Raw genomic sequence first — 18,470 nt, forward strand, 5'->3', positions numbered from 1 at the left:
CGTTGACATGCAATCGATTGCATGGTGTGCTGACTGTCAATCAGGGGAATGTGAGTCATGAAGAGTAGCGAGCGTGTTTCAGAGGTGCCGGGCCGCGGGGCCAGCGGGCTGAGCGAAAAATACTGCGTCGAGATTTATGAATCCCGCCCGGCCCTGGGCGCCGCCGTTGCCGCGGATGTCGCGGCCCGGATCCGCCAGGTGGCCGCGCGGAAGGCCGAGGTGCGGATCATCTTTGCCGCCGCCCCCAGCCAGTCGGACATGCTGGCCAGCCTGGTCGCCCTGCCGGATATTCCCTGGGGGCAGGTCACCGCCTTTCACATGGACGATTACCTCGGCCTCGAGGCCGCGGCGCCGGAGCGGTTCGGCAACTGGCTCGAGGCGCATCTGTTTTCCAAGGTGCCCTTTGGCGCGGTGCACCGGATTGCCGCCGAGGGCACCGCCGACGAGATCTGCGCGGGATACGCCGCGCGTCTGGCCGAGGCGCCGATCGATATCGTCTGTCTCGGCATCGGGGTGAACGGGCATATCGCCTTCAACGACCCGCCGGTCGCCGATTTCCACGACAGCCAGGCGGTGCGGGTTGTCGAACTGGACGGGGTCTGCCGCCAGCAACAGGTCGACGACGGATGTTTCGCGCGATTCGAGGCGGTGCCGGAGCGGGCGATCACGCTGACCATTCCGACGCTGATGGCCGCGGACGCGCTGTTCTGCGCGGTGCCCGGCGCCCGCAAGCGTGCAGCCGTCAAGGCGGCGCTGGAAGGGCCGATCAGCACCGATTGCCCGGCCAGTATCCTTCGGACCCACCGCAATTGCACCATCTACCTTGACCGCGAGGCCGCCCCGCATGGATGACCCGACCCCCCGCACCGCCGACGAGATCTGCACCGGCTATCTGGAGGATGTCGTCACGCTGATGCGCCGCATCCAGCGCGAAGAGACCGGCCCGCTGGACGCCGCCGCGCGGATGATCGCGGATCATGTGGCCGAGGATCGGCTGGTGCATGTCTTTGGCCCCGGCGGCCATTCCAACCTGGCCACGCAAGAGGTGTTTTTCCGGGCCGGCGGGCTGATGCATGTCAATGCCATCCTCGACGAAGGCACGCTGTTGTCGAACGGCGCTCTGCGCTCGATGGCGATCGAACGGACGCCGGGCTATGGCCGGATCGTGATCGAGGACCAGGGGCTGGCCGCCGGCGATCTGCTGATCTTGGTGAACGCCTATGGCATCAACGCGGCGCTGATCGACGCGGCACTGGTGGCGAAGGAACGGGGGGTGAAGACCATCGGCATCTCCTCGCGGCAGCACGCCGAGAGCACTGCCGCCGATCACCCGGCCCGGCATCCGTCGAAACAGAACCTGCATGATCTGGTCGACGTGGCCATCGACAGCAAGGTTCAGATCGGCGACGCCATCGTCGAGATCCCCGGCATGGCGGAACGCATTGCGGCGGTGTCGACCTTTGCCAATGCCACGGCGCTGAACACGCTGGTGATCCGCACGGTGCTGCATCTGCGCGACAAGAGCGTCGAGCCGCCGGTCTGGCGCAGCGGCAATGCGCCGGGCGGCGACGAGGCAAACCGGAAATTCCTGGGCAACTTTCGCGGAAGGGTACGCGCGCTTTGACCTCTGTCGCCACGTTCTCGGGCCGCGACGTTCTGAGCGGCGAAGGCAAGACCCTGCATCTGCGCGACGGTCGGATCGCCGCCGTGACCAGGTGCGACGAGGCGGATCTGCCGCTGCTGTCGCCCGGCTTCGTGGACCTTCAGGTCAACGGCTTTGGCGGCCACGATCTGAACGACGGCAGGCTGACGCCGGAGGCGGTCGAGGCTTTGTGCAAGGCGCTGGTCAAGGTCGGGGTGGCGGCCTTTCTGCCGACGCTGATCACCGCCTCCGAGGCCGCGCTGTGCCAGCGGCTGTCGGCGATCCGCAGGGCGCAGGAGACCCTGCCCTTGGCCGGCAAGATGATCGCCGGCATCCATGTCGAAGGCCCGTCGATCTCGCCCAAGGAGGGCCCGAGGGGGGCGCATCCGCTGGCGCATGTGCGCCCGCCCGCGACCGAGGAGTTCGCTCGCTGGCAGGACGCCGCCGGCGGGCTGGTGCGGATGGTCACCCTCGCGCCCGAAACAGCCGGGGCGACGGCCTATATCAAAGCTCTGGCCGATCGCGGCATCTGTGTCGCGCTGGGCCATTGCGATGCGACGGAAGAGGATATCGCGCGCGCCGTTGCCGCCGGTGCGCGGATGTCGACCCATCTGGGCAACGGCATCGCCGCCACCCTGCCGCGCCATCCGAATGCGATCTGGGCGCAATTGTCCGACGACCGGCTCACCGCCAGTCTGATTCTGGATGGTCATCACCTGTCCCGCGCCACCGCCCGCGCCATGATCCGCGCCAAGGGGGACGAGCGGGTGGTTCTTGTCTCGGACAGCGTGAAATTCGCCGGCATGGCGCCGGGCCGCTACCAGTCGCCGATCGGCGGCGATGTCGAGGTCAGCGACTGCGGCCAAGTGGCGATTGCGGGCACCGAATACCTGGCCGGCAGCGGCGCCTGCCTGCTGGATATCGTCTGCGGCTATCAGGCCTTCACCGGCTTTCCGGCGGCTGACGCGCTACGCATGGCCACGGTCAACCCGGCGCGAATGATCGGCCGCGACCTGGCCCTGAGCCCCGGTGCGCCGGCCAATTTCCTGTTGTTCCAAGGCGCGGCCGCCGATGGCCGGCTGCTTCCGGCCGAGATCGTCTTTGACGGCGTCAGCGTGCGCTCATGACGCGGGTCGGGGTCTCGGTCGTCGATATCACCCCGCCGCCGGGGGGCGCCATGGCCGGGTTCGCGGCGCGGCAGGCTCCGGCAGAGGGCGCGCATGATGCGTTGACGGTGCGGGCCCTGGTGGTGGAGGACACGGCGCTGGTGGCGGTGGACGTGATCGGCATCGACGCCGCGCTCTCGGCGCGGGTCCGCGCCCGCAGCCCTCTGCCGGCGCAGAACATCACCCTTGCGGCCACCCATACCCATGGCGGCCCGGTCTCGATGCCCGGCCGGCTGGCGGGCCGCGCCGATGCCGAATTTCTGCGGCGGCTGGAAACCGGTATCCTGCGCGCCATCGAAGAGGCCGCGCAGGCGCGCCAGCCGGCCAGGCTGTACGGCGGATGCGGCGCCGAGCCCGGATTTGCCAGCAACCGGCGGCACGCCGGCGGGCCGGTCGACCGGGGGGTGCCGGTGCTGCGGTTTGACCGGATGGACGGGACGGTGCTGGCCTATTTCGTCTCTTACGCCTGCCATCCGGTGGTGCTGGGCGCCGACAACCTGCATTGGACCGCCGATTTCCCGCATTTCCTGCGCGCCCGTCTCGAAGCGGCCAGCCCCGGGGCGATTGCGATCTTTGCCACCGGCTGCGCCGGCGATGTGAACACCGGGCACAGCGCCGCCGCCTCGCTGAGCCGTGCGCGTCAGAGCGACCGCACTTACGACCGGGCCCGCGTCATCGGCGAAGGTGTGGCACAGGCCGCGCTCGCCGCCGATCTGGCGCCGCTGACCGGCGTAAGCGGTGCCGGCGAGGGCTTTGACAGGCTCAGGTTCGCGCCGCGCGAGGTGGGCGACCGAGCAGATCTGGCGCGGCGCTGGCGCGCCGCGTCGCAGGCGCCGGGCGATATCCATGCGATCTGGGCGGAGTGGGCCGAACAGAGGATGGACCGGGAGATCGATCCGATGCCCGCCCGCTGCACCGCGCTGCACTGGGCCGGGGCGCGCATCCTCGGGCTGCCGGGCGAGATCTTTGCCCGGACCGCGCTTGACCTGCGGCATTCGCTAGGCGGAACCGGGCCGCTCCACATCATCGCTTATGCCGATGACAATCCCGGCTATATCCCGCCCCGCGAAGAATTTGACGCGGGCGGCTACGAGGTTGAGGAAGCACATAGATTTTACGGAATGGGTGCGTCGATCGCGCCCGGCGTGGCGGAGGCGTTGTCCCAAGCAGCCCAACGTGCCGCCGAAACAGCGGCGATTGCGACCGCTGAAGGCTGTTCAATCAAAACGTCCAACAACAAGGAGAGTTCACATGACATTCAGGGGTAGAAACGGAACCGTCGCCAAGGCGACCATGTGGTCTGCCGGGCTGATGCTGGCCGGCACGCTGTCGGCCCAGGCGCAGGACGTCGTGATCTGGGGCGGCTTCCCGGAACTGGCGGATTTCTACGAGCGCGTGGCCGAGGGCATGAGCGACGAATATCCCGATCTCAACGTGATCGTCGAGCCGATCGGCCTGCGCGATCACGAAAAGCGGGTGGCGCTGGGCCTGTCGTCCGGGCTTGACGATGCCACGGTTCTCGAACTCATCGGATCGACGGCGAACCGCTATATCGTGAACGATCTGCTGCCGCCGGCGCCCGACGACATCGCCGACTTCGTCAATGATGCCGGCAATTTCGAACCGTTCTTCCGCGACACCGCCACGGTGGACGGCACCGTCTACGGCGTGCCGCTGTTCCGTGGCCAGGGCGCGCTGTTCTACAACACCGACATGCTGGCCGAGGCCGGCCTGGACGGCCCGCCGACGACGATGGAGGAATATGACGACTATGCCGCCAAGCTGACCCAGCGCGATGCCGATGGCAATCCGACGGTCTCGGGCTGGTCGCTGCGCCTGTCCGGCGGCGGCGGCGGCATTGCCGAGAAGTTCTGGATCAACATGCACCAGTTCGGCGGCGCGCTGCTGGAACCGGTCGGCGACAAATACCGCGCCGCCTATGCCAATGAGGCTGGTCTGGCGGCGCTGCGGCAATATGTGAACGCGGTCAGCGGCGACAAGACCGTCACCATCGACATGCCGGCCGATGCGGCCGCCTTTCAACGCGGCCAGACCGCGATGTTTATCCGGGAAAGCTGGGTGATCGGCGACACCGAGAAAAAGGCGCCCGAGCTCAACTATGACACGGCGCTGCTGCCGCGCGGCTCCATCGCGCTGCCGGTCAATCTCTATGTTTCCGGCGGCTCCGACGCGGCGCAGGACGCGGCCTGGGCCTTTGCCATCGAGGCCAACAAGCCCGAGCACCTGATCTGGCTGCTCGACAATGTCGGCTGGCTGCCGAACCGGGCGGGCGTGGATTACAGCGGCGTCATCGAGGCCAAGCCGCAGTTTTCGGCCTTTGTCGATCTGCCCGAGGATTACGATCTGTTCACCCTGCCCTCGATCGAGCCGATCAACGAGATCCTGACGCGTTTCGCGGCGGTTCTAACCGAAGCCTTTGCCGACCCCTCGCTTGCCGGGGATGACGCGGCGATGATGGCACTGCTCGAATCCGCCGAGGAAGAGACCAACGCGATCCTCGATCGCGCCGGCATCCTGGCCGAGTAAACGCCATCCGGCGGCCCGGCGCCTCTCTCTCTAGCCGGGCCGCCCGAAACCAGGGGTATGACGATGCTGAAACGAAAACGGTTCCTGTTCGCCGTGATGGCGATCATTCCGACCTTTGCGATCTTTGGCTGGGTGCGGATGTATCCCATCGTCGAGACGCTTCGGCTCAGCGTGTTCCAGTGGAACCTTCTGTCGCGGGACAAGACCTTTGTCGGCCTGTCCAATTTCATCGAATTGTTTGGCGACGACCAGTTTCTCGATGCCCTGACCAATACCGCCATCATCGCCTTTGGCGCCATGGCGGTGACGATCCCGGTGTCCATGGCGCTGGCCGGGGTGATCTATCACCGCACCCGCAGCCGCTTTGCCGGGTTCTACGAAACCGCGGTCTTCATTCCGCATGTGGTCTCGCTGGTGCCGGCGGCGATGGCGTGGAAATGGATATTCGATGCCAAGCTCGGGCCGCTCAACGCGGTCATCGTGGCACTTGGCGGCGAGGCGCAGGCCTGGCTGTTCGATCCGGTGCTGTCGGTGGTCTGCATCATCCTTCTGGTGTCCTGGCAAACCCTTGGCTATGCGGTGCTGATCTATCTGGTCGGCTTTCGCAACCTGCCGAAATCGGTCTATGAGGCCGCCAAGCTGGACGGCGCCAACGGCATCCAATCGTTTTTCTTCATGTCGGTGCCGCTGTTGAAGCCGATCACGCTCTACGTCTCGGTGGTGACGCTGATTTCCGGCTTCAACGTCTATGCCCAGGCCTATGTGCTGGCGTCCGACACCCAGGGCGCGCCCGGCCGGCTGGTGCGGGTGCTGGTGCTCGACATGCTGGAAAACAGCTTTCAGAACTTCCGTGTCGGCTATGCCGCCGCCGAGGCTGTCATCCTGCTCTCCATCGTGCTGGTGCTGACCGCGGTGCAGTTCGGCATGCTGCGTCAGAAAGGGGGGAAGTGACCATGTCCGCCAAGGCCCGTGCCCGCCGCAGCAACTTCCTGATCGATGTCTGCCTGTTCTTCATCTGCCTGGCGCTGCTGCTGCCGCTGATCATGCTGATCGCCAACGGCTTCAAGACACCGGCGGAAATGCTGGTCTGGCCGCCCACCATCCTGCCCCGCAACCCGACGCTGGAAAACTTTGTCACGGTCTTCACCGAGACGCCGCTGCTGCGCTGGATGTTCAACAGCCTGGCCTTTGCGACGCTGTCGATGATCGCCATTGTCGCAACCTCGGCGCTGGCCGGCTATGTGGTGGCCAAGTTCCCCTTCCGATCGATCAATGTAATCTTCATCCTGTTCCTGACCACGGCGATCATCCCCTTCGAAGTCTACATGATCCCGCTTTATTTCCAGGTAAAGGCGCTTGGCGCGCTGAACTCGATCACCGGGTTGCTGATCGGCTATCTGGTGATGAGCTTCGGGATCTTCCTGATCCGCCAGAATGTCATCGCCTCGATCCCCGACGAGCTGCTGGAAGCCGCGCGGATCGATGGCGCCGGCGAATTCTGGATTTTCCGGCATATCGTGGTGCCGCTGTTGCGCGGGCCGCTGGCCGCCCTGGCGGTTCTGGCGTTCTTCCAGGCCTGGACCGCCTTTGCCTGGCCGATCATCACCCTGACCCGAAAGACCTCGTTCACCATCGAGGTCGGTCTGGCGAATTTCCAGAGTGCCTATACCGTGGAGCTTTCGCTACTCAGCGCCGCCTCGGCCGCCGTCATGGTGCCCTCGGTGCTCGCCTTTGTCCTGTTGCGCCGCAACTTCGTCGAAGGCATCGCGGCAAGCGGCATGAAAGAATGAAACCAGGCGCGACCTCCGCTCACCGACCTCTGAAAGACCGGCAATGACCCAAGTTGAAATCAATGACCTCCGGAAAAGCTTTGGCCCCGTCGAGACCCTGCATGGCGTCTCTTTCGAGATCCCCGAAGGCGCCTTTGCCGCGCTGGTGGGGCCGTCGGGCTGCGGCAAGTCGACCATCCTGCGGCTGATCGCCGGGCTCGAAGAGGTCACCAGCGGCGACATCCGGATCGGCGACCGGGTGGTCAACGACGTCGAATCCAAGAACCGCGACATCGCCATGGTGTTTCAGAACTATGCGCTCTACCCGCATATGACGGTGGCCCAGAACATGGGGTTTTCGCTGCGCCTGCTGAAGAAACCGAAAAAGGACATCGAGACGGCGGTGCATGAGGCGGCCACGATCCTTGGGATCGACGGGCTTCTCGACCGCTTTCCCAAGCAGCTTTCCGGCGGGCAGCGCCAGCGGGTCGCCATGGGCCGCGCCATCGTCCGGCAGCCGCAGGTGTTTCTGTTCGACGAGCCGCTGTCGAACCTCGACGCCAAGCTGCGGGTGCAGATGCGCGCCGAGCTGAAGGCGATGCACCAAAGGCTGCGCACCACGACGATCTATGTCACCCATGACCAGATCGAGGCGATGACAATGGCCGATATCGTGGTGGTCATGCGCGACGGCCACGTCGAACAGGTCGGCCGGCCGCTCGAGCTTTATGACCGCCCGGTCAACCGCTTTGTTGCCGGCTTTATCGGCTCGCCGGCGATGAATTTCGTGCCGGTGACCAGCACGGCGGGCGCGGATGCCGTGGTGCTGGCGGATGGCCAGAGCCTGGACCTGCCGCAGTTCCGGGCGCTCTCGGGTGCCTTCGACCTCGGGCTGCGGCCCGAACATCTGCGCCATACTGCCGAGCCAGCCGGGCTGAACGTGACAATCGAGTCGAGCGAGCAGACCGGATCGGAAACCCTGATCCAGGCCGATCTGGCCGGCCAGTCGATCACCGCGCTGCTGCGCGAACGCTTTGATTGCCATCCCGGCGAGCGCCACCGCCTGACCGTGGACCCCGCCTTCGCCCAGCTCTTCGACGCCGAAACCGGCGCGCGTATCGACGCCTAGGCGCCGATCGCCCGGATCGCGGCCAGAAGGCTCAGCCCGGTGTGATAGCCGGGGTCGAGATCGGGGGTCGCCGGGACAAAATCCACCGGGCCCTCAAGGGTTCTGGTCTGATAGGCAAAGCTCTTGTCGTCGCGCCAATAGTGCGAAAAGAACGCCGCATCGGCCTCTTGCCAGGGCGCGATCAGCCGGCGGTCGCCGGTCAGCTGAAAGCCCAGGGCACAGGCGCGGATCGCCTCGGGCATGGGCCACCAGGGAAAATACGGCGAAGCCAGTTCGCCGGTTCGCGCCGACAGATACAGCGCGATCCCCGGGCCCTGCATTCCGACCTCGAGACAGCGCAGCAGGATGTCGACCAGCGGCGCGATCCGCGGATCTTCGGGGCGGGTCAGGAGATGTTCGAAGGCAAAGCCGCAGAATTCCACGGCATGGCCGATGTTGCAGATGTCCTCGCCGCGGATGGTCAGCAGCAGGCCGGAGGCGGGGTCGAAATGGCGCTCCAGCACGTGATCGATGAACCGGTCGGCAAAGCCGGTCTTGTCGGAATGGCCCAGGCGGTGCAGCAGCCCCGCCGCCGCCAGCAGGATCATGCGCGGGCCGAAATCGTCCGGCTCCGCGTCCACGCTTGCGGGCAACAATGGCCTGGTTTCGTCCATCTGGAACCGGCCGTCCTCGATCGCGTCGATCACCGACATCAGAGAGGCAAGATGGCGGGTCCGTGCCTCGGGCGCGAACAGAGGCGCGGCGGCACAGAGCCCCTTGGCCACGAAGGCATCTGAATAGCTGAAGATCGCGCCGGCTTCGGTCTGCGGCGCGAGGTCGCCGTCGCGCGACACCACCGGCCGCAGGTCGCGGTCATACAGGAAATAGGCGTGCCCGTCGCGGGCGTGCAGCTCGGCCAGCCGCCGGTACAGCGCCGAAGCGGCGGTTTCCAGTTCGGCGGCAAAGGCCGCATCCGTGCCCCGGTAGTGGCCGGCAAATGTGGCCAGCGCCTCGAGCCCGCGCCCCTGAATCCAGCCATAGGTATACCCGGGGCCGCGCAGCCCCGAGGTGGCATCATAATCCTGCCCGGTGATCGAATGCACCTTGGTGTCGAGGAAGCCGGCCCCCGGATCGCCGCGCGCGACAAGCCAGCGAAGAGTCGCCCGGTTGCAGCTTTCGTAGCGTCGGGCGGCGTCGCGCATCCAATCGGGTGTCATGCAAGTCACTCCTGTCGAAATTCCCGGCCATCCCCGGGTAAATATCTGAATTCAGAAAGAAATGTAACCGAAAAATCGCACCGGCCAAGTCCCGCGCAGGGGTGGAAATTGCCATTGCTCCGCTCGGGCAAAGCATCTAGTATACTAGTCGTCTAATTTGAGGAGGACCCCATGAGCGCCCCGTTGAAAGTTCTGATCTCCGGCACCGGCTTTGCCGGCCAAGGCCATGCCGATGCCTTTCGCGGCGCCGGGGCCGAGATTGTCGGCATCGTCGGCCGCACGCCGCGGGTGGTCGAAGAGGTGGCCGAGGCCGGCGGCATTCCCTATGCCGGCACCGATTGGGATGCGGCGCTGGCCGCCTGCCAGCCCGATATCGTCTCGATCGCCACCCCCGGCGGGGCGCATTACGCGCCGATCAAATCCGCCATTGCCGCCGGCTGCCATGTGTTCTGCGACAAGCCGATGACCGAGAGCGCCGAAACCGCCGTCGAGCTGCGCGATCTGGCGGCCGCCCGGGGGGTGAAAACCGCCTATGCCGCCAGCTTCCGCTACACGCCCTCGGTGCTGCACGCCCGGCAACTGGTGGCCGAAGGTGCGATTGGCGAACCGACCGAAATCGAATGCATCTCGCATTTCAACCTCGAGCGCGCGATCCCCTTCGGCTGGTCGCACCGCCGCGAACAGGGCGGCGGGCGGCTCAACAACAATTTCACCCACACGCTGTCGATTGCCTGCGCTCTTGTCGGCGACCGCATCCTCAACATCGCCGGCGAGGTGCGCGACGATCTGGGTCGCGCGCCCATCGTCGAGGGGGTGCACAACTTTGCCACGCGGCGGAACTTCATCCCCGAGAACCTGGAGGATCCCGCGCTGCAATGGGGCGAGAGCAATGTCGAATGGTCGTATACCGTGATGGCGCAGCTCGAAAGCCCGTTGGCCGACAAGCCGGTGTCGGTGCTGTTCAAGCACGGCGGTCTGGTGCCGCGCTTTCACGAAGATCACATCGTGGTCTATGGCACCGCCGGCGCGATCTACATCAAGGGCCATTACGGCAGCGGCCAGCTCTTTCACTACGGCGCCGACAAACAGTGGCAGGCGCAGGCCCTGCCGCCGGAGATTGCCGCCGGGATGCCTGAAGTCGCGGGCGAGACCGAATTGTGCTGGCATTACCTCGCGCGGGAGTTCCTGCGCGACATCCAGGGCGAGACGGTGGCGCCCTACCCGACCTTTGCAGAGGGCAGCCGCGACCAGAAGATCATCGAGCGGCTCCGCCAGAACCGGAGCTGGACTGATGTGACCGATCTGGGCTGAGCCCGCCCCAGGTATTCCCCGCCCGGTGCCGCGCAGAGGGCGCGGGGGCGGCTTTTTCAGGAGGAGACAGCATGAAAATCACCGACGCCAGGGTCTTTGTCGGCGGCCCCAAGAAGAATTATGTCACGCTCAAGATCATGACCGATCAGGGTGTCTACGGTCTCGGCGATGCGACGCTGAACAACCGCGAGACCCTGCCGGCGAAATACCTTCAGGATTACCTGATCCCCAATCTGATCGGCATGGACCCGCGCAATTCCGAGGATATCTGGCAATTCCTCTATCGCGGCGCCTATTTCCGGCGCGGGCCGATTGCCATGGCGGCATATGGCGCCATCGACATGGCGCTCTGGGATATCAAGGGCAAGCTGGCGAACATGCCGCTGTATCAGCTCTTTGGCGGCAAGAGCCGTGACGGCGCCATGTGTTACGCCCATGCCACCGGCGCCGATCTCGAGGATTTGATGGACTCCGTCGCCGCCTATGTCGACGAAGGCTACAAGGCGGTGCGGGTGCAATGCGGCATTCCCGGCATGCCGACGGCCAGCTATGCGGTGCCGGAGGAAAAGGGCGCCCGGAACTACATCACCGATTACAGCGGCATCCGGCCCACGGTCGAGATCTGGGACAGCGGCAAATACATGCGCTTCATGCCCGAGGCGCTGATGCGGATCCGCGAGCGGTTTGGCCCCGAGCTGCACATCCTGCACGATGTGCACCACCGGCTGACCCCGCGCGAGGCGGCGGAATTTGCCAAGGCGGTGGAGCCGGTCGGCCTGTTCTGGCTGGAAGATCCGACCCCGGCCGACGATCAGGACGCGCTGAAGCTCCTGCGCCGGCATTCCACGGTGCCGGTGGCCATCGGCGAGGTGTTCAATTCGATCTACGATTGCAACAAGCTGATCGAGCAGGAGCTGATCGATTACATCCGCGTCGCGGCGACCTATGCCGGCGGCATCACCCATGTAAAACGGATCGTAGATCTGGCCGCGCTGCACCACGTCAAGACCGGTTTCCACGGTGCGCCCAGTCATTCGCCGCTCTGCATGGCGGCGCAGGCGCATCTCAACGCCTGGGCGCCGAACTTTGGCGTGCAGGAATACCTGGTGCTGGGCACCCCGGAATGCGACGCGCTGTTTCCGTCGGAGCACCGGATGGAGAACGGCATGGTCTATGTCTCGGACGCGCCGGGGCTTGGCGTGGATTTCGACGAATCCGAAGTCGCGCGCTACGAATACCAGCCCGGCAGCCATCCGGTCGTGCGGCTCGAAGACGGCACGATGTGGAATTACTGACCTCGCGCGGGCCTGGCCTGCAAATGGCACGCGCGGCACGATTTCTCGTGCCGCGCGTTTTCGTCATGTCGGGCCGGAGGCTCAGACCATGATGTCGCTGTCGTCCCAGTCGTCCGGGGTCTCGTCTTCGGGCGTTTCCTGGTCGTCCGCGCCCTGGGTCATCATCTTCATGACCGCGTCTTCCGACATGTCGGGATAATCGGTCGGATCGGGGGTAAAGGCCGGCAGACCGGACGCCGCCGCCCAATCCTCGGTACCCTTGGACCCGCCGGTTCCCGAACCCTTGGAGCCACCGCTGCCGGACCCGCCAGAGCCGGATCCCTTGGACCCACCGGAGCCCGAGCCACCGGATCCGCTGCCGGAACCGCCCGAGCCAGAGCCCGAGCCACCGCTGCCGGAACCGGAGCCTCCGGATCCGCTGCCCGAGCCGCCGGAACCGGAGCCCTTGCTGCCGCCCGAACCGGAGCCGCCGCTGCCGGAACCCCCGGAACCGGAGCCTTTGCTGCCACCGGAACCGGAGCCGCCGCTGCCGGAACCCCCGGAACCGGAGCCTTTGCTGCCACCGGAACCGGAGCCACCGCTGCCGGAGCCGCCAGAACCGGAGCCCTTGCTGCCACCCGAACCGGAGCCACCGCTGCCGGAGCCGCCAGAACCAGAGCCCTTGCTGCCACCCGAACCGGAGCCACCGCTGCCGGAGCCGCCAGAACCAGAGCCCTTGCTGCCACCCGAACCGGAGCCGCCAGAACCGGAGCCCTTGCTGCCACCCGAGCCGGAACCACCAGAACCCGAACCTCCGGAACCCGAGCCTTTGCTGCCACCCGAGCCGGAACCACCAGAACCCGAACCACCGGAGCCGGAGCCTTTGCTGCCACCCGAACCGGAGCCGCCGCTGCCGGAACCGCCAGAGCCGGACCCTTTGCTGCCACCGGAACCGGAGCCCTTGCTGCCGCCCGTGCCAGATCCCGCCGTGCCGGAGCCTTTGGTGCCGCCGGTCTCGTCGCCCTCTTCCGCGACCGAGAGATAGGCGTCGAGCGAGACTTCCGGCGGTTTGCCTTCGCCGTGCTCGCCAATGAACTCGAAATCGCTTTCGGTATAGAAGTAGCTCGTCGGATCATCCGGCAGGATGATCTCGCTGACGTTGCCGAAGTGGCCCCAGGCAACCGGGTTGCCATCGGCATCCTGGAATTCGACGCTGCCCATCTGGGTGCCGTCCTCGGAGGTCGTCACGTTGAGCACAAAGGCCGCGCCGGCGTCGCTCAGGTCGAGCACGAAGCTTTCCGGCGCGCTGTCCTCGGTCTTGAACTCATCGGCCATGTTGGCGTCGTACCACTCGGAATAGCCGTCTCCCTCGACGCCCCCGTTGTGATAGGCTTTCGTCGTGCTGGCCTTGTCATTGCCACTGCCACCAGTGCCTTTCGAGCCACCGGAGCCCGAACCGCCGGAACCGGAGCCTTTGCTGCCGCCGCTGCCGGAGCCACCGGAGCCCGAACCGCCGGAGCCGGAGCCCTTGCTACCACCGCTGCCGGACCCACCGGATCCCGAACCGCCGGAGCCGGAGCCTTTGCTGCCGCCGCTGCCGGACCCACCGGATCCCGACCCGCCAGAGCCGGAGCCCTTGCTGCCGCCGCTGCCGGAACCGCCGGATCCCGAACCGCCGGAACCGGAGCCTTTGCTGCCGCCGCTGCCGGAGCCACCAGAGCCCGACCCGCCAGAGCCGGAGCCTTTGCTGCCACCGCTGCCGGAGCCGCCGGTTCCCGAGCCACCCGTTCCCGAACCCTTGGTGCCGCCGCTTGGATCAAATTCGTAAATTGTATCGCCTGGATCATTAATGTCGGTCATGTCGCTGACGTATCCTTTCAAAAATCTCCGCGTGCGGCCCCCAAAAGCACCGGTCCCGGCTGACCGGCCCCACTTACGCCTCTGTTTTCCCCAACGTGAAGAAGCTATCCTTCCGCGACTCTTGTCGCAAAAGAGTTATGATTTTCCCCTATATTTTCAGATTATTGCGCGCGTTTCGGAAACGACGGCGGCGCCGGCAGGGGATTGTCGCGAAAATCGCGGCCAATGGCCAACGGGCCCATTCCGCGAATTTCGCGATTCGCGCCGCGGCAATGACGCAATTGCCAAGACTTTGTCCTAATCCTGCCGCGAAGCGCGGTTACGCAGGTCGGCATTAAAGTCAAATAAACAGAGTTGGAAATGGGGGCGCCGTAGGGAATGAAACGCCGACACAAGGAGCGCATTGCCGGGATCGTCGACCGGGCGGAAAGGTTTTTCGGTCAGAAAGTGGTGCGGGCCACCGCGCCCGGCGGCTCGGGCCGGTCGAGTTACCGGCTGATCTTCGAGGATCGCACCGTGATCGCCACCCTGCGCCCGAACTTCCGCCGCACCCATCTCGAGGCCTTCGTGCTGAAACGGCTGGCGCAGGACTGCGGCGACACGCCGGAATGCCTGGGCGTCGATGGCGAGCTGATGTTCCAGTCGGATGTCGGCGGCGAGCGGCTCAACCTCGCGATTGCCGAGGCCACGCCGGAGCGCCGCCTGGCCCTCGCCGGCGAAGCGGTTGCGGCGATCTTTCGCATTCAGGAGGCCGGGCGCAAGCAGGCCTTGCAGAACGCGCTGCCGCATCTCGGGCAGAACCGCGACTGGATCGACAACCTGGTCCAGTCCACCGCCGCGCTGGCCGAGTTTTCCCGCGGCCGCAGCGCCGGGCTCGATCATGCGGCGCTGGCCACAAGACTTGATTTTCCCGGCCGGCAATTCGTCAAATGGGATTGCCGGTCGGGCAATGCGGCGATTGGCACCGACGGCCGGCTGCGCTGGTTCGATTTCGAATATTCCGGCGCCCGCCACGGTGCCGAGGACATCGCCTGGCTGATCGGCGACGAGGCCTGGCCGCTGAGCCCGGCGGCGATGGAACAGGTGGTGATCGATTGTTTCGATCCCGGCTGCGGCCATGACCGCGACGCCTATCTCGATTATCTCGCGTTCTACCTGACCTTTCATTGCATCCAGCGCTTCAAGCTGATCGTCAAGGAGGCGCGCAAGCGCGGCTGGATCGCCAAGGCGCGGGTGCGCAAATACGACGATGCCGGGGTGCACCCGGAATTCGCCGTGCAGATCTGTCGCGTCGGCGCCTATTTCGCCAGCCGCCGCCCGGACACCGCGCCGATCGGCCGCGATTTCGAAGAGACCGGCACGGTCTTTCTCAACATTCTCAAGGACGGCCTGCGTCAGGCCGAAACGGTGACCGCATGACCCTGCAATCGCCCGCCCCCGCCGAGGCAAGCGCCATTGCCGTGCGCCTTGTCGACACCCCCGCCGGCCTCGATGCGCTGCGCCCGGTCTGGGAGGAATTGCAGGCCCGCGACCCCGAGGCCACGATCTTTCTCACCTGGGAATGGATGGCGCAGGCGTTTCGCGCCCATCCCTATCGCTGGACCGTGCTGGTGGCCGAAGACCCGCGCCATCCGGGCCGCGCGCTCTGTCTTCTGCCGCTGAAATACCGCACCCACTGGAGCCGCAGCCGCGCCGAGTTTCAGACCGAGCTCGAGGCCGGCGGCCGGCTGCTCTGGAGCGAATACACCGGCTTTCTGTGCCACCCCGAGCACGAGGCCGCCGCCCTGCGCGCGGTGACCGATCACCTGGCCGGCATGCCCTGGATGAAATTCTCGATGCGCTACGTGGCGCAGGACCGGCGCTGCCGGCTGTTCACCGATGCCTTTGCGGCCAAGGGGTTCGACGTCAGCTACAAGGAATACCTGATCAACAGGAAGACCACCGACAATCTGGTCTGTCCGCAGGTCGACCTGCCCGAGGACTTTCCGGCCTACATGGCCAATCAGGTCAGCGCCAACCGCCGGCAGAAATACGCCCGGCTGAAACGCGACCACCTCGACAGCGGCGCCATGCACATCACCCGGGCCGACGGCGCCGGCTTTGCCGAGGCGCTCGACGTGATGATCGGCCTGTGGAAGCTGCGCTGGCAGCCGCAGAAAGGCGAAAAGACCTCCGACCGGGTTGCCGGCAACTACCGCGACGTGCTGACCGCCGCGCATGAGATCGGCGCCGTCTTCCTGCCGATCCTGTGGAAAGGCGACCGGCCGCTGGGCGCGCTGGGCCATGTGATCGACCGGCGCAACGGCGTGGCGCATTTCATCGCCGGCGGCCGCGATCCCGCCGCCGAGGAAAAGGGCATCGGCCAGTTGCTGCATTTCCACAGCATCGACTGGGCGATCGACCAGGGGCTGATCTGTTACGATTTCTGTCACGGCAACGAGCGCTACAAGTACAGCTATGGCGCGGTCGACACGCCGGTGCTGTATTTCGAGATCAAGCGGACGGACTATGACCCGGCGCTGGCCTTTGATTTCATCTGCGCCGGGGCGGCGCTGCGGCGGATGGAAGAGTTCCTGCAAAAGGGCAAGACCGAGGCGGCGATGAAGGCCTGCGCCCAGCTCGCCCGGGTGCTGTCCTGACGTTACGGCCCGCCTGACAACAGCCGCAACAGGATGTGGCTGTGGTGATCCTGCCCGCCAAAGAACACCGCGAGCACGCGCAGGATCCGGCGGTCGTCGTCGGTGTCGAAGTAGATCACCGCGCGGCCCTTGGTGACATTGCGCACGGCCTGGCCCAGATGCGGCCGCAGCGTGCCCTGATGCGGCGCGCGGCCCAGCGCGTCGAGCGCCCGCTCGATCTCGGCCAGCCGGGCCTCTGCCAGTGCAAAGGCGCGATCCGGGCTTTCGCCGAACCCTTCGGCGGCTTCGGTGAGAAAATCGAAGATCAGTTCCAGATCGCGCGCGACAGCCGCCGCGCGCAGCACTTCATAGGCCACGTTCGGCCCGTTTGCGCGCGATCATCTCTTGCGTGCCGGCCCGCCCCTCTTGCGGCGTGACAAAGCCGCCGGCCTGCCGTTCCGCCAGCAGCGCGCGCAGGGCATCGCTGGTTTCCGACTGGTTGCGCAACAGCTCCAGCCCCTGTTGCAACACCGCGCTCAGGCTTGCATAGCGGCCCTCGGCCACCAGCGACCTTGCATAGGCCTCCTGCGCTTCGGTCAGGGAAATCGATGCTTTCACGCTCATCCACGGGCTCCCTTATGCTACTGAGTAGTATATATGGCCTCACCCCGGCCCCGGTCAATGGCGCGGGGTGCGGCCGTGGCGGCGGCGCCTTGGCGCCGGAGACGCAATCGGGATTTTTCTCGCGCGACTGCCTTTGCGTCACCGGGCCAAGCCGGTATTCAGGCCAAAACGCCAGCCCCCAGAGGAGCCCCATGACCCTGCCCCCGATGACGCTCGCCGCCGATGGCGAGATCGCCGCGCCGAAACTGACGCAATTTCTGGCCGATCAGGCGGGGGAGGATGCCGGCAAGCAGGCGCTCGCCGGCGTGATCCGCACCTTTGCCCGCGCCGCCATACCGCTGGCCGCGCGGCTAGGTCAGGGCCGCCTGCCCGGCGACCCCACCGCCATCGTCGGCACCAATGAATCCGGCGACAAGCAAAAGGCGCTGGACATGGCGGCGCATGACTATCTGATCGAGGCGCTGCGCGAGGTTTCGGTGGCGCGGGTGCTGTCGGAGGAATCCGAAGAGGTGATCGCGCTCGACCCGGAGGGGCTGTTCGATGTGGCGATGGATCCGATCGACGGATCCGGCAGCATCGGCATCGGCGCGCCCCTTGGGGCGCTGTTCTGCGTCTTTCCCGCCGGCGAGAGCTTTCTGCGGCCGGGGCGCGAGGTGATCGCGGCCGGCTATGTCTCCTTCGGTCATTCGGTCGACATGGGTTTTTCCATGGGCCAGGGCGTGGCGATTGCCACGCTCGATCAGGCCAGCGGTCAGTTCTACGTCGACGATCAGGGGGTTTCGATCAAGGAAGAGACCTCGGTTGTCGCCTTCAACGCCTCGAACATCCGTCGCTGGACCCCGCCGTTGCAATATTACGCCGAAGACCTGCTGCGCGGCCCCGAAGGCGCGCGCGGGCGCGAGTTCAACATGCGCTGGATCGCGGCGGCGGTGGGCGATGTCCACCGGGTGCTGCGCTCGGGCGGCATGTTCCTCTATCCCGCCGACCGCCGGCCAGGCTATGAGGAAGGTTATCTGCGGCTGGCCTACGAGGCCTTTCCCATCGCCTATCTGATGGAACAGGCCGGCGGCGCCGCCAGCGACGGCTTTACGCCGATCCTCGATCTGGTGCCCGGCCATCTGCACGACCGGGTGCCGCTGTTCTTTGGCAGCAAGGGCGAGGTGGCGGCGCTCGAAGGCTATCTGTCGAAATAACCCTATGCCAGAGCCCGGCCCGACATGGGGGCCGGGCAAATAGATTTCAACTATAGCGGTTTTTGTGCTACCATCGCACCACTACCGGTAAGATAAACCGCGCCGCATTTTCGGCGCGGCTGTCCGGCAGTTCGATTGACC

General features: G+C 65.9%; 17 protein-coding genes. 13 read left to right on the forward strand and 4 right to left on the reverse strand.

The annotated features are described in order from the left end of the window. Nucleotides 1-57 precede the first annotated feature (57 nt). From AC0J5K_RS21770 to AC0J5K_RS21805, 8 genes are all read left to right on the forward strand, one after another. The gene (locus AC0J5K_RS21770) at nt 58-852 is read left to right on the forward strand and encodes a 6-phosphogluconolactonase (protein WP_274564137.1); all 795 of its coding nucleotides are present in this window, start codon (nt 58-60) and stop codon (nt 850-852) included. Then, the gene (locus AC0J5K_RS21775; protein WP_274564139.1) at nt 845-1,624 is read left to right on the forward strand and encodes a sugar isomerase domain-containing protein; all 780 of its coding nucleotides are present in this window, start codon (nt 845-847) and stop codon (nt 1,622-1,624) included. Before AC0J5K_RS21770 ends, AC0J5K_RS21775 begins: the two co-directional genes overlap by 8 nt. Continuing rightward, entirely contained in the window at nt 1,621-2,769 is a 1,149-nt protein-coding gene (locus tag AC0J5K_RS21780; protein ID WP_274564141.1) for an N-acetylglucosamine-6-phosphate deacetylase, read from the forward strand. The genes AC0J5K_RS21775 and AC0J5K_RS21780 overlap by 4 nt, the downstream gene beginning before the upstream one ends. Then, on the forward strand, nt 2,766-4,076 hold the full coding sequence (locus tag AC0J5K_RS21785) for a neutral/alkaline non-lysosomal ceramidase N-terminal domain-containing protein (RefSeq protein ID WP_274564142.1): 1,311 nt from the start codon (nt 2,766-2,768) through the stop codon (nt 4,074-4,076). Before AC0J5K_RS21780 ends, AC0J5K_RS21785 begins: the two co-directional genes overlap by 4 nt. Further along, nucleotides 4,060-5,355: an ABC transporter substrate-binding protein gene (locus AC0J5K_RS21790; protein ID WP_274564143.1), complete on the forward strand. Its 1,296-nt coding sequence runs from the start codon at nt 4,060-4,062 to the stop codon at nt 5,353-5,355. Before AC0J5K_RS21785 ends, AC0J5K_RS21790 begins: the two co-directional genes overlap by 17 nt. 63 nt (nt 5,356-5,418) lie before the next feature. Next, nucleotides 5,419-6,306 (forward strand): carbohydrate ABC transporter permease, encoded by an 888-nt coding sequence (locus AC0J5K_RS21795; RefSeq protein WP_048535729.1) that lies wholly within the window; start codon nt 5,419-5,421, stop codon nt 6,304-6,306. A 2-nt stretch (nt 6,307-6,308) separates the two neighbouring features. Beyond that, entirely contained in the window at nt 6,309-7,145 is an 837-nt protein-coding gene (locus tag AC0J5K_RS21800) for a carbohydrate ABC transporter permease (protein ID WP_048535696.1), read from the forward strand. A gap of 43 nt (nt 7,146-7,188) precedes the next feature. Beyond that, nucleotides 7,189-8,253: an ABC transporter ATP-binding protein gene (locus AC0J5K_RS21805; protein WP_048535697.1), complete on the forward strand. Its 1,065-nt coding sequence runs from the start codon at nt 7,189-7,191 to the stop codon at nt 8,251-8,253. Here the strand turns inward: AC0J5K_RS21805 and AC0J5K_RS21810 are convergent. Next, entirely contained in the window at nt 8,250-9,449 is a 1,200-nt protein-coding gene (locus AC0J5K_RS21810; RefSeq protein WP_274564150.1) for an AGE family epimerase/isomerase, read from the reverse strand. The genes AC0J5K_RS21805 and AC0J5K_RS21810 overlap by 4 nt on opposite strands. Before the next feature lie 171 nt (nt 9,450-9,620). On the opposite strand from AC0J5K_RS21810, the gene AC0J5K_RS21815 reads away from it, so the two are divergent. Continuing rightward, entirely contained in the window at nt 9,621-10,760 is a 1,140-nt protein-coding gene (locus AC0J5K_RS21815) for a Gfo/Idh/MocA family protein (protein WP_074837929.1), read from the forward strand. Between the two features lie 71 nt (nt 10,761-10,831). Further along, nucleotides 10,832-12,055 carry a D-mannonate dehydratase ManD gene (gene manD, locus AC0J5K_RS21820; protein ID WP_274564152.1) on the forward strand — a complete coding sequence of 408 codons (1,224 nt, stop codon included), beginning with the start codon at nt 10,832-10,834 and terminating at the stop codon, nt 12,053-12,055. A gap of 81 nt (nt 12,056-12,136) precedes the next feature. Here manD and AC0J5K_RS21825 read toward each other — a convergent pair whose 3' ends face one another. After that, nucleotides 12,137-13,894, reverse strand: coding sequence for a hypothetical protein (locus AC0J5K_RS21825; protein WP_420398579.1), 1,758 nt, complete (start codon nt 13,892-13,894; stop codon nt 12,137-12,139). A 378-nt stretch (nt 13,895-14,272) separates the two neighbouring features. Between AC0J5K_RS21825 and AC0J5K_RS21830 the strand changes: the two genes are divergently transcribed. Together AC0J5K_RS21830 and AC0J5K_RS21835 are read left to right on the forward strand one after the other, a co-directional pair. Further along, nucleotides 14,273-15,313: a phosphotransferase family protein gene (locus AC0J5K_RS21830; RefSeq protein ID WP_074838063.1), complete on the forward strand. Its 1,041-nt coding sequence runs from the start codon at nt 14,273-14,275 to the stop codon at nt 15,311-15,313. Further along, nucleotides 15,310-16,533, forward strand: coding sequence for a GNAT family N-acetyltransferase (locus AC0J5K_RS21835; RefSeq protein WP_274563815.1), 1,224 nt, complete (start codon nt 15,310-15,312; stop codon nt 16,531-16,533). Before AC0J5K_RS21830 ends, AC0J5K_RS21835 begins: the two co-directional genes overlap by 4 nt. 2 nt (nt 16,534-16,535) lie before the next feature. Here the strand turns inward: AC0J5K_RS21835 and AC0J5K_RS21840 are convergent, their stop codons facing one another. Both AC0J5K_RS21840 and AC0J5K_RS21845 read right to left on the reverse strand, forming a co-directional pair. Beyond that, complete coding sequence (locus AC0J5K_RS21840; protein ID WP_048535570.1) at nt 16,536-16,889, reverse strand: type II toxin-antitoxin system RelE/ParE family toxin; 354 nt, start codon at nt 16,887-16,889, stop codon at nt 16,536-16,538. After that, entirely contained in the window at nt 16,879-17,136 is a 258-nt protein-coding gene (locus AC0J5K_RS21845) for a type II toxin-antitoxin system ParD family antitoxin (RefSeq protein WP_048535571.1), read from the reverse strand. The genes AC0J5K_RS21840 and AC0J5K_RS21845 overlap by 11 nt, the downstream gene beginning before the upstream one ends. Before the next feature lie 191 nt (nt 17,137-17,327). On the opposite strand from AC0J5K_RS21845, the gene AC0J5K_RS21850 reads away from it, so the two are divergent. After that, on the forward strand, nt 17,328-18,329 hold the full coding sequence (locus AC0J5K_RS21850; RefSeq protein ID WP_053083416.1) for a class 1 fructose-bisphosphatase: 1,002 nt from the start codon (nt 17,328-17,330) through the stop codon (nt 18,327-18,329). Nucleotides 18,330-18,470: the final 141 nt, after the last annotated feature.

Source organism: Marinovum sp. E3 (assembly GCF_055755275.1).

Coding starts and splice junctions, on each gene's coding strand:
- AC0J5K_RS21770 (WP_274564137.1), top strand. CDS start 58: ATGAAGAGTAGCGAGCGTGTTTCAGAGGTGCCGGGCCGCGGGGCCAGC.
- AC0J5K_RS21775 (WP_274564139.1), top strand. CDS start 845: ATGGATGACCCGACCCCCCGCACCGCCGACGAGATCTGCACCGGCTAT.
- AC0J5K_RS21785 (WP_274564142.1), top strand. CDS start 2,766: ATGACGCGGGTCGGGGTCTCGGTCGTCGATATCACCCCGCCGCCGGGG.
- AC0J5K_RS21790 (WP_274564143.1), top strand. CDS start 4,060: ATGACATTCAGGGGTAGAAACGGAACCGTCGCCAAGGCGACCATGTGG.
- AC0J5K_RS21795 (WP_048535729.1), top strand. CDS start 5,419: ATGCTGAAACGAAAACGGTTCCTGTTCGCCGTGATGGCGATCATTCCG.
- AC0J5K_RS21800 (WP_048535696.1), top strand. CDS start 6,309: ATGTCCGCCAAGGCCCGTGCCCGCCGCAGCAACTTCCTGATCGATGTC.
- AC0J5K_RS21805 (WP_048535697.1), top strand. CDS start 7,189: ATGACCCAAGTTGAAATCAATGACCTCCGGAAAAGCTTTGGCCCCGTC.
- AC0J5K_RS21810 (WP_274564150.1), bottom strand. CDS start 9,449: ATGACACCCGATTGGATGCGCGACGCCGCCCGACGCTACGAAAGCTGC.
- AC0J5K_RS21815 (WP_074837929.1), top strand. CDS start 9,621: ATGAGCGCCCCGTTGAAAGTTCTGATCTCCGGCACCGGCTTTGCCGGC.
- manD (WP_274564152.1), top strand. CDS start 10,832: ATGAAAATCACCGACGCCAGGGTCTTTGTCGGCGGCCCCAAGAAGAAT.
- AC0J5K_RS21825 (WP_420398579.1), bottom strand. CDS start 13,894: ATGACCGACATTAATGATCCAGGCGATACAATTTACGAATTTGATCCA.
- AC0J5K_RS21830 (WP_074838063.1), top strand. CDS start 14,273: ATGAAACGCCGACACAAGGAGCGCATTGCCGGGATCGTCGACCGGGCG.
- AC0J5K_RS21835 (WP_274563815.1), top strand. CDS start 15,310: ATGACCCTGCAATCGCCCGCCCCCGCCGAGGCAAGCGCCATTGCCGTG.
- AC0J5K_RS21845 (WP_048535571.1), bottom strand. CDS start 17,136: ATGAGCGTGAAAGCATCGATTTCCCTGACCGAAGCGCAGGAGGCCTAT.
- AC0J5K_RS21850 (WP_053083416.1), top strand. CDS start 17,328: ATGACCCTGCCCCCGATGACGCTCGCCGCCGATGGCGAGATCGCCGCG.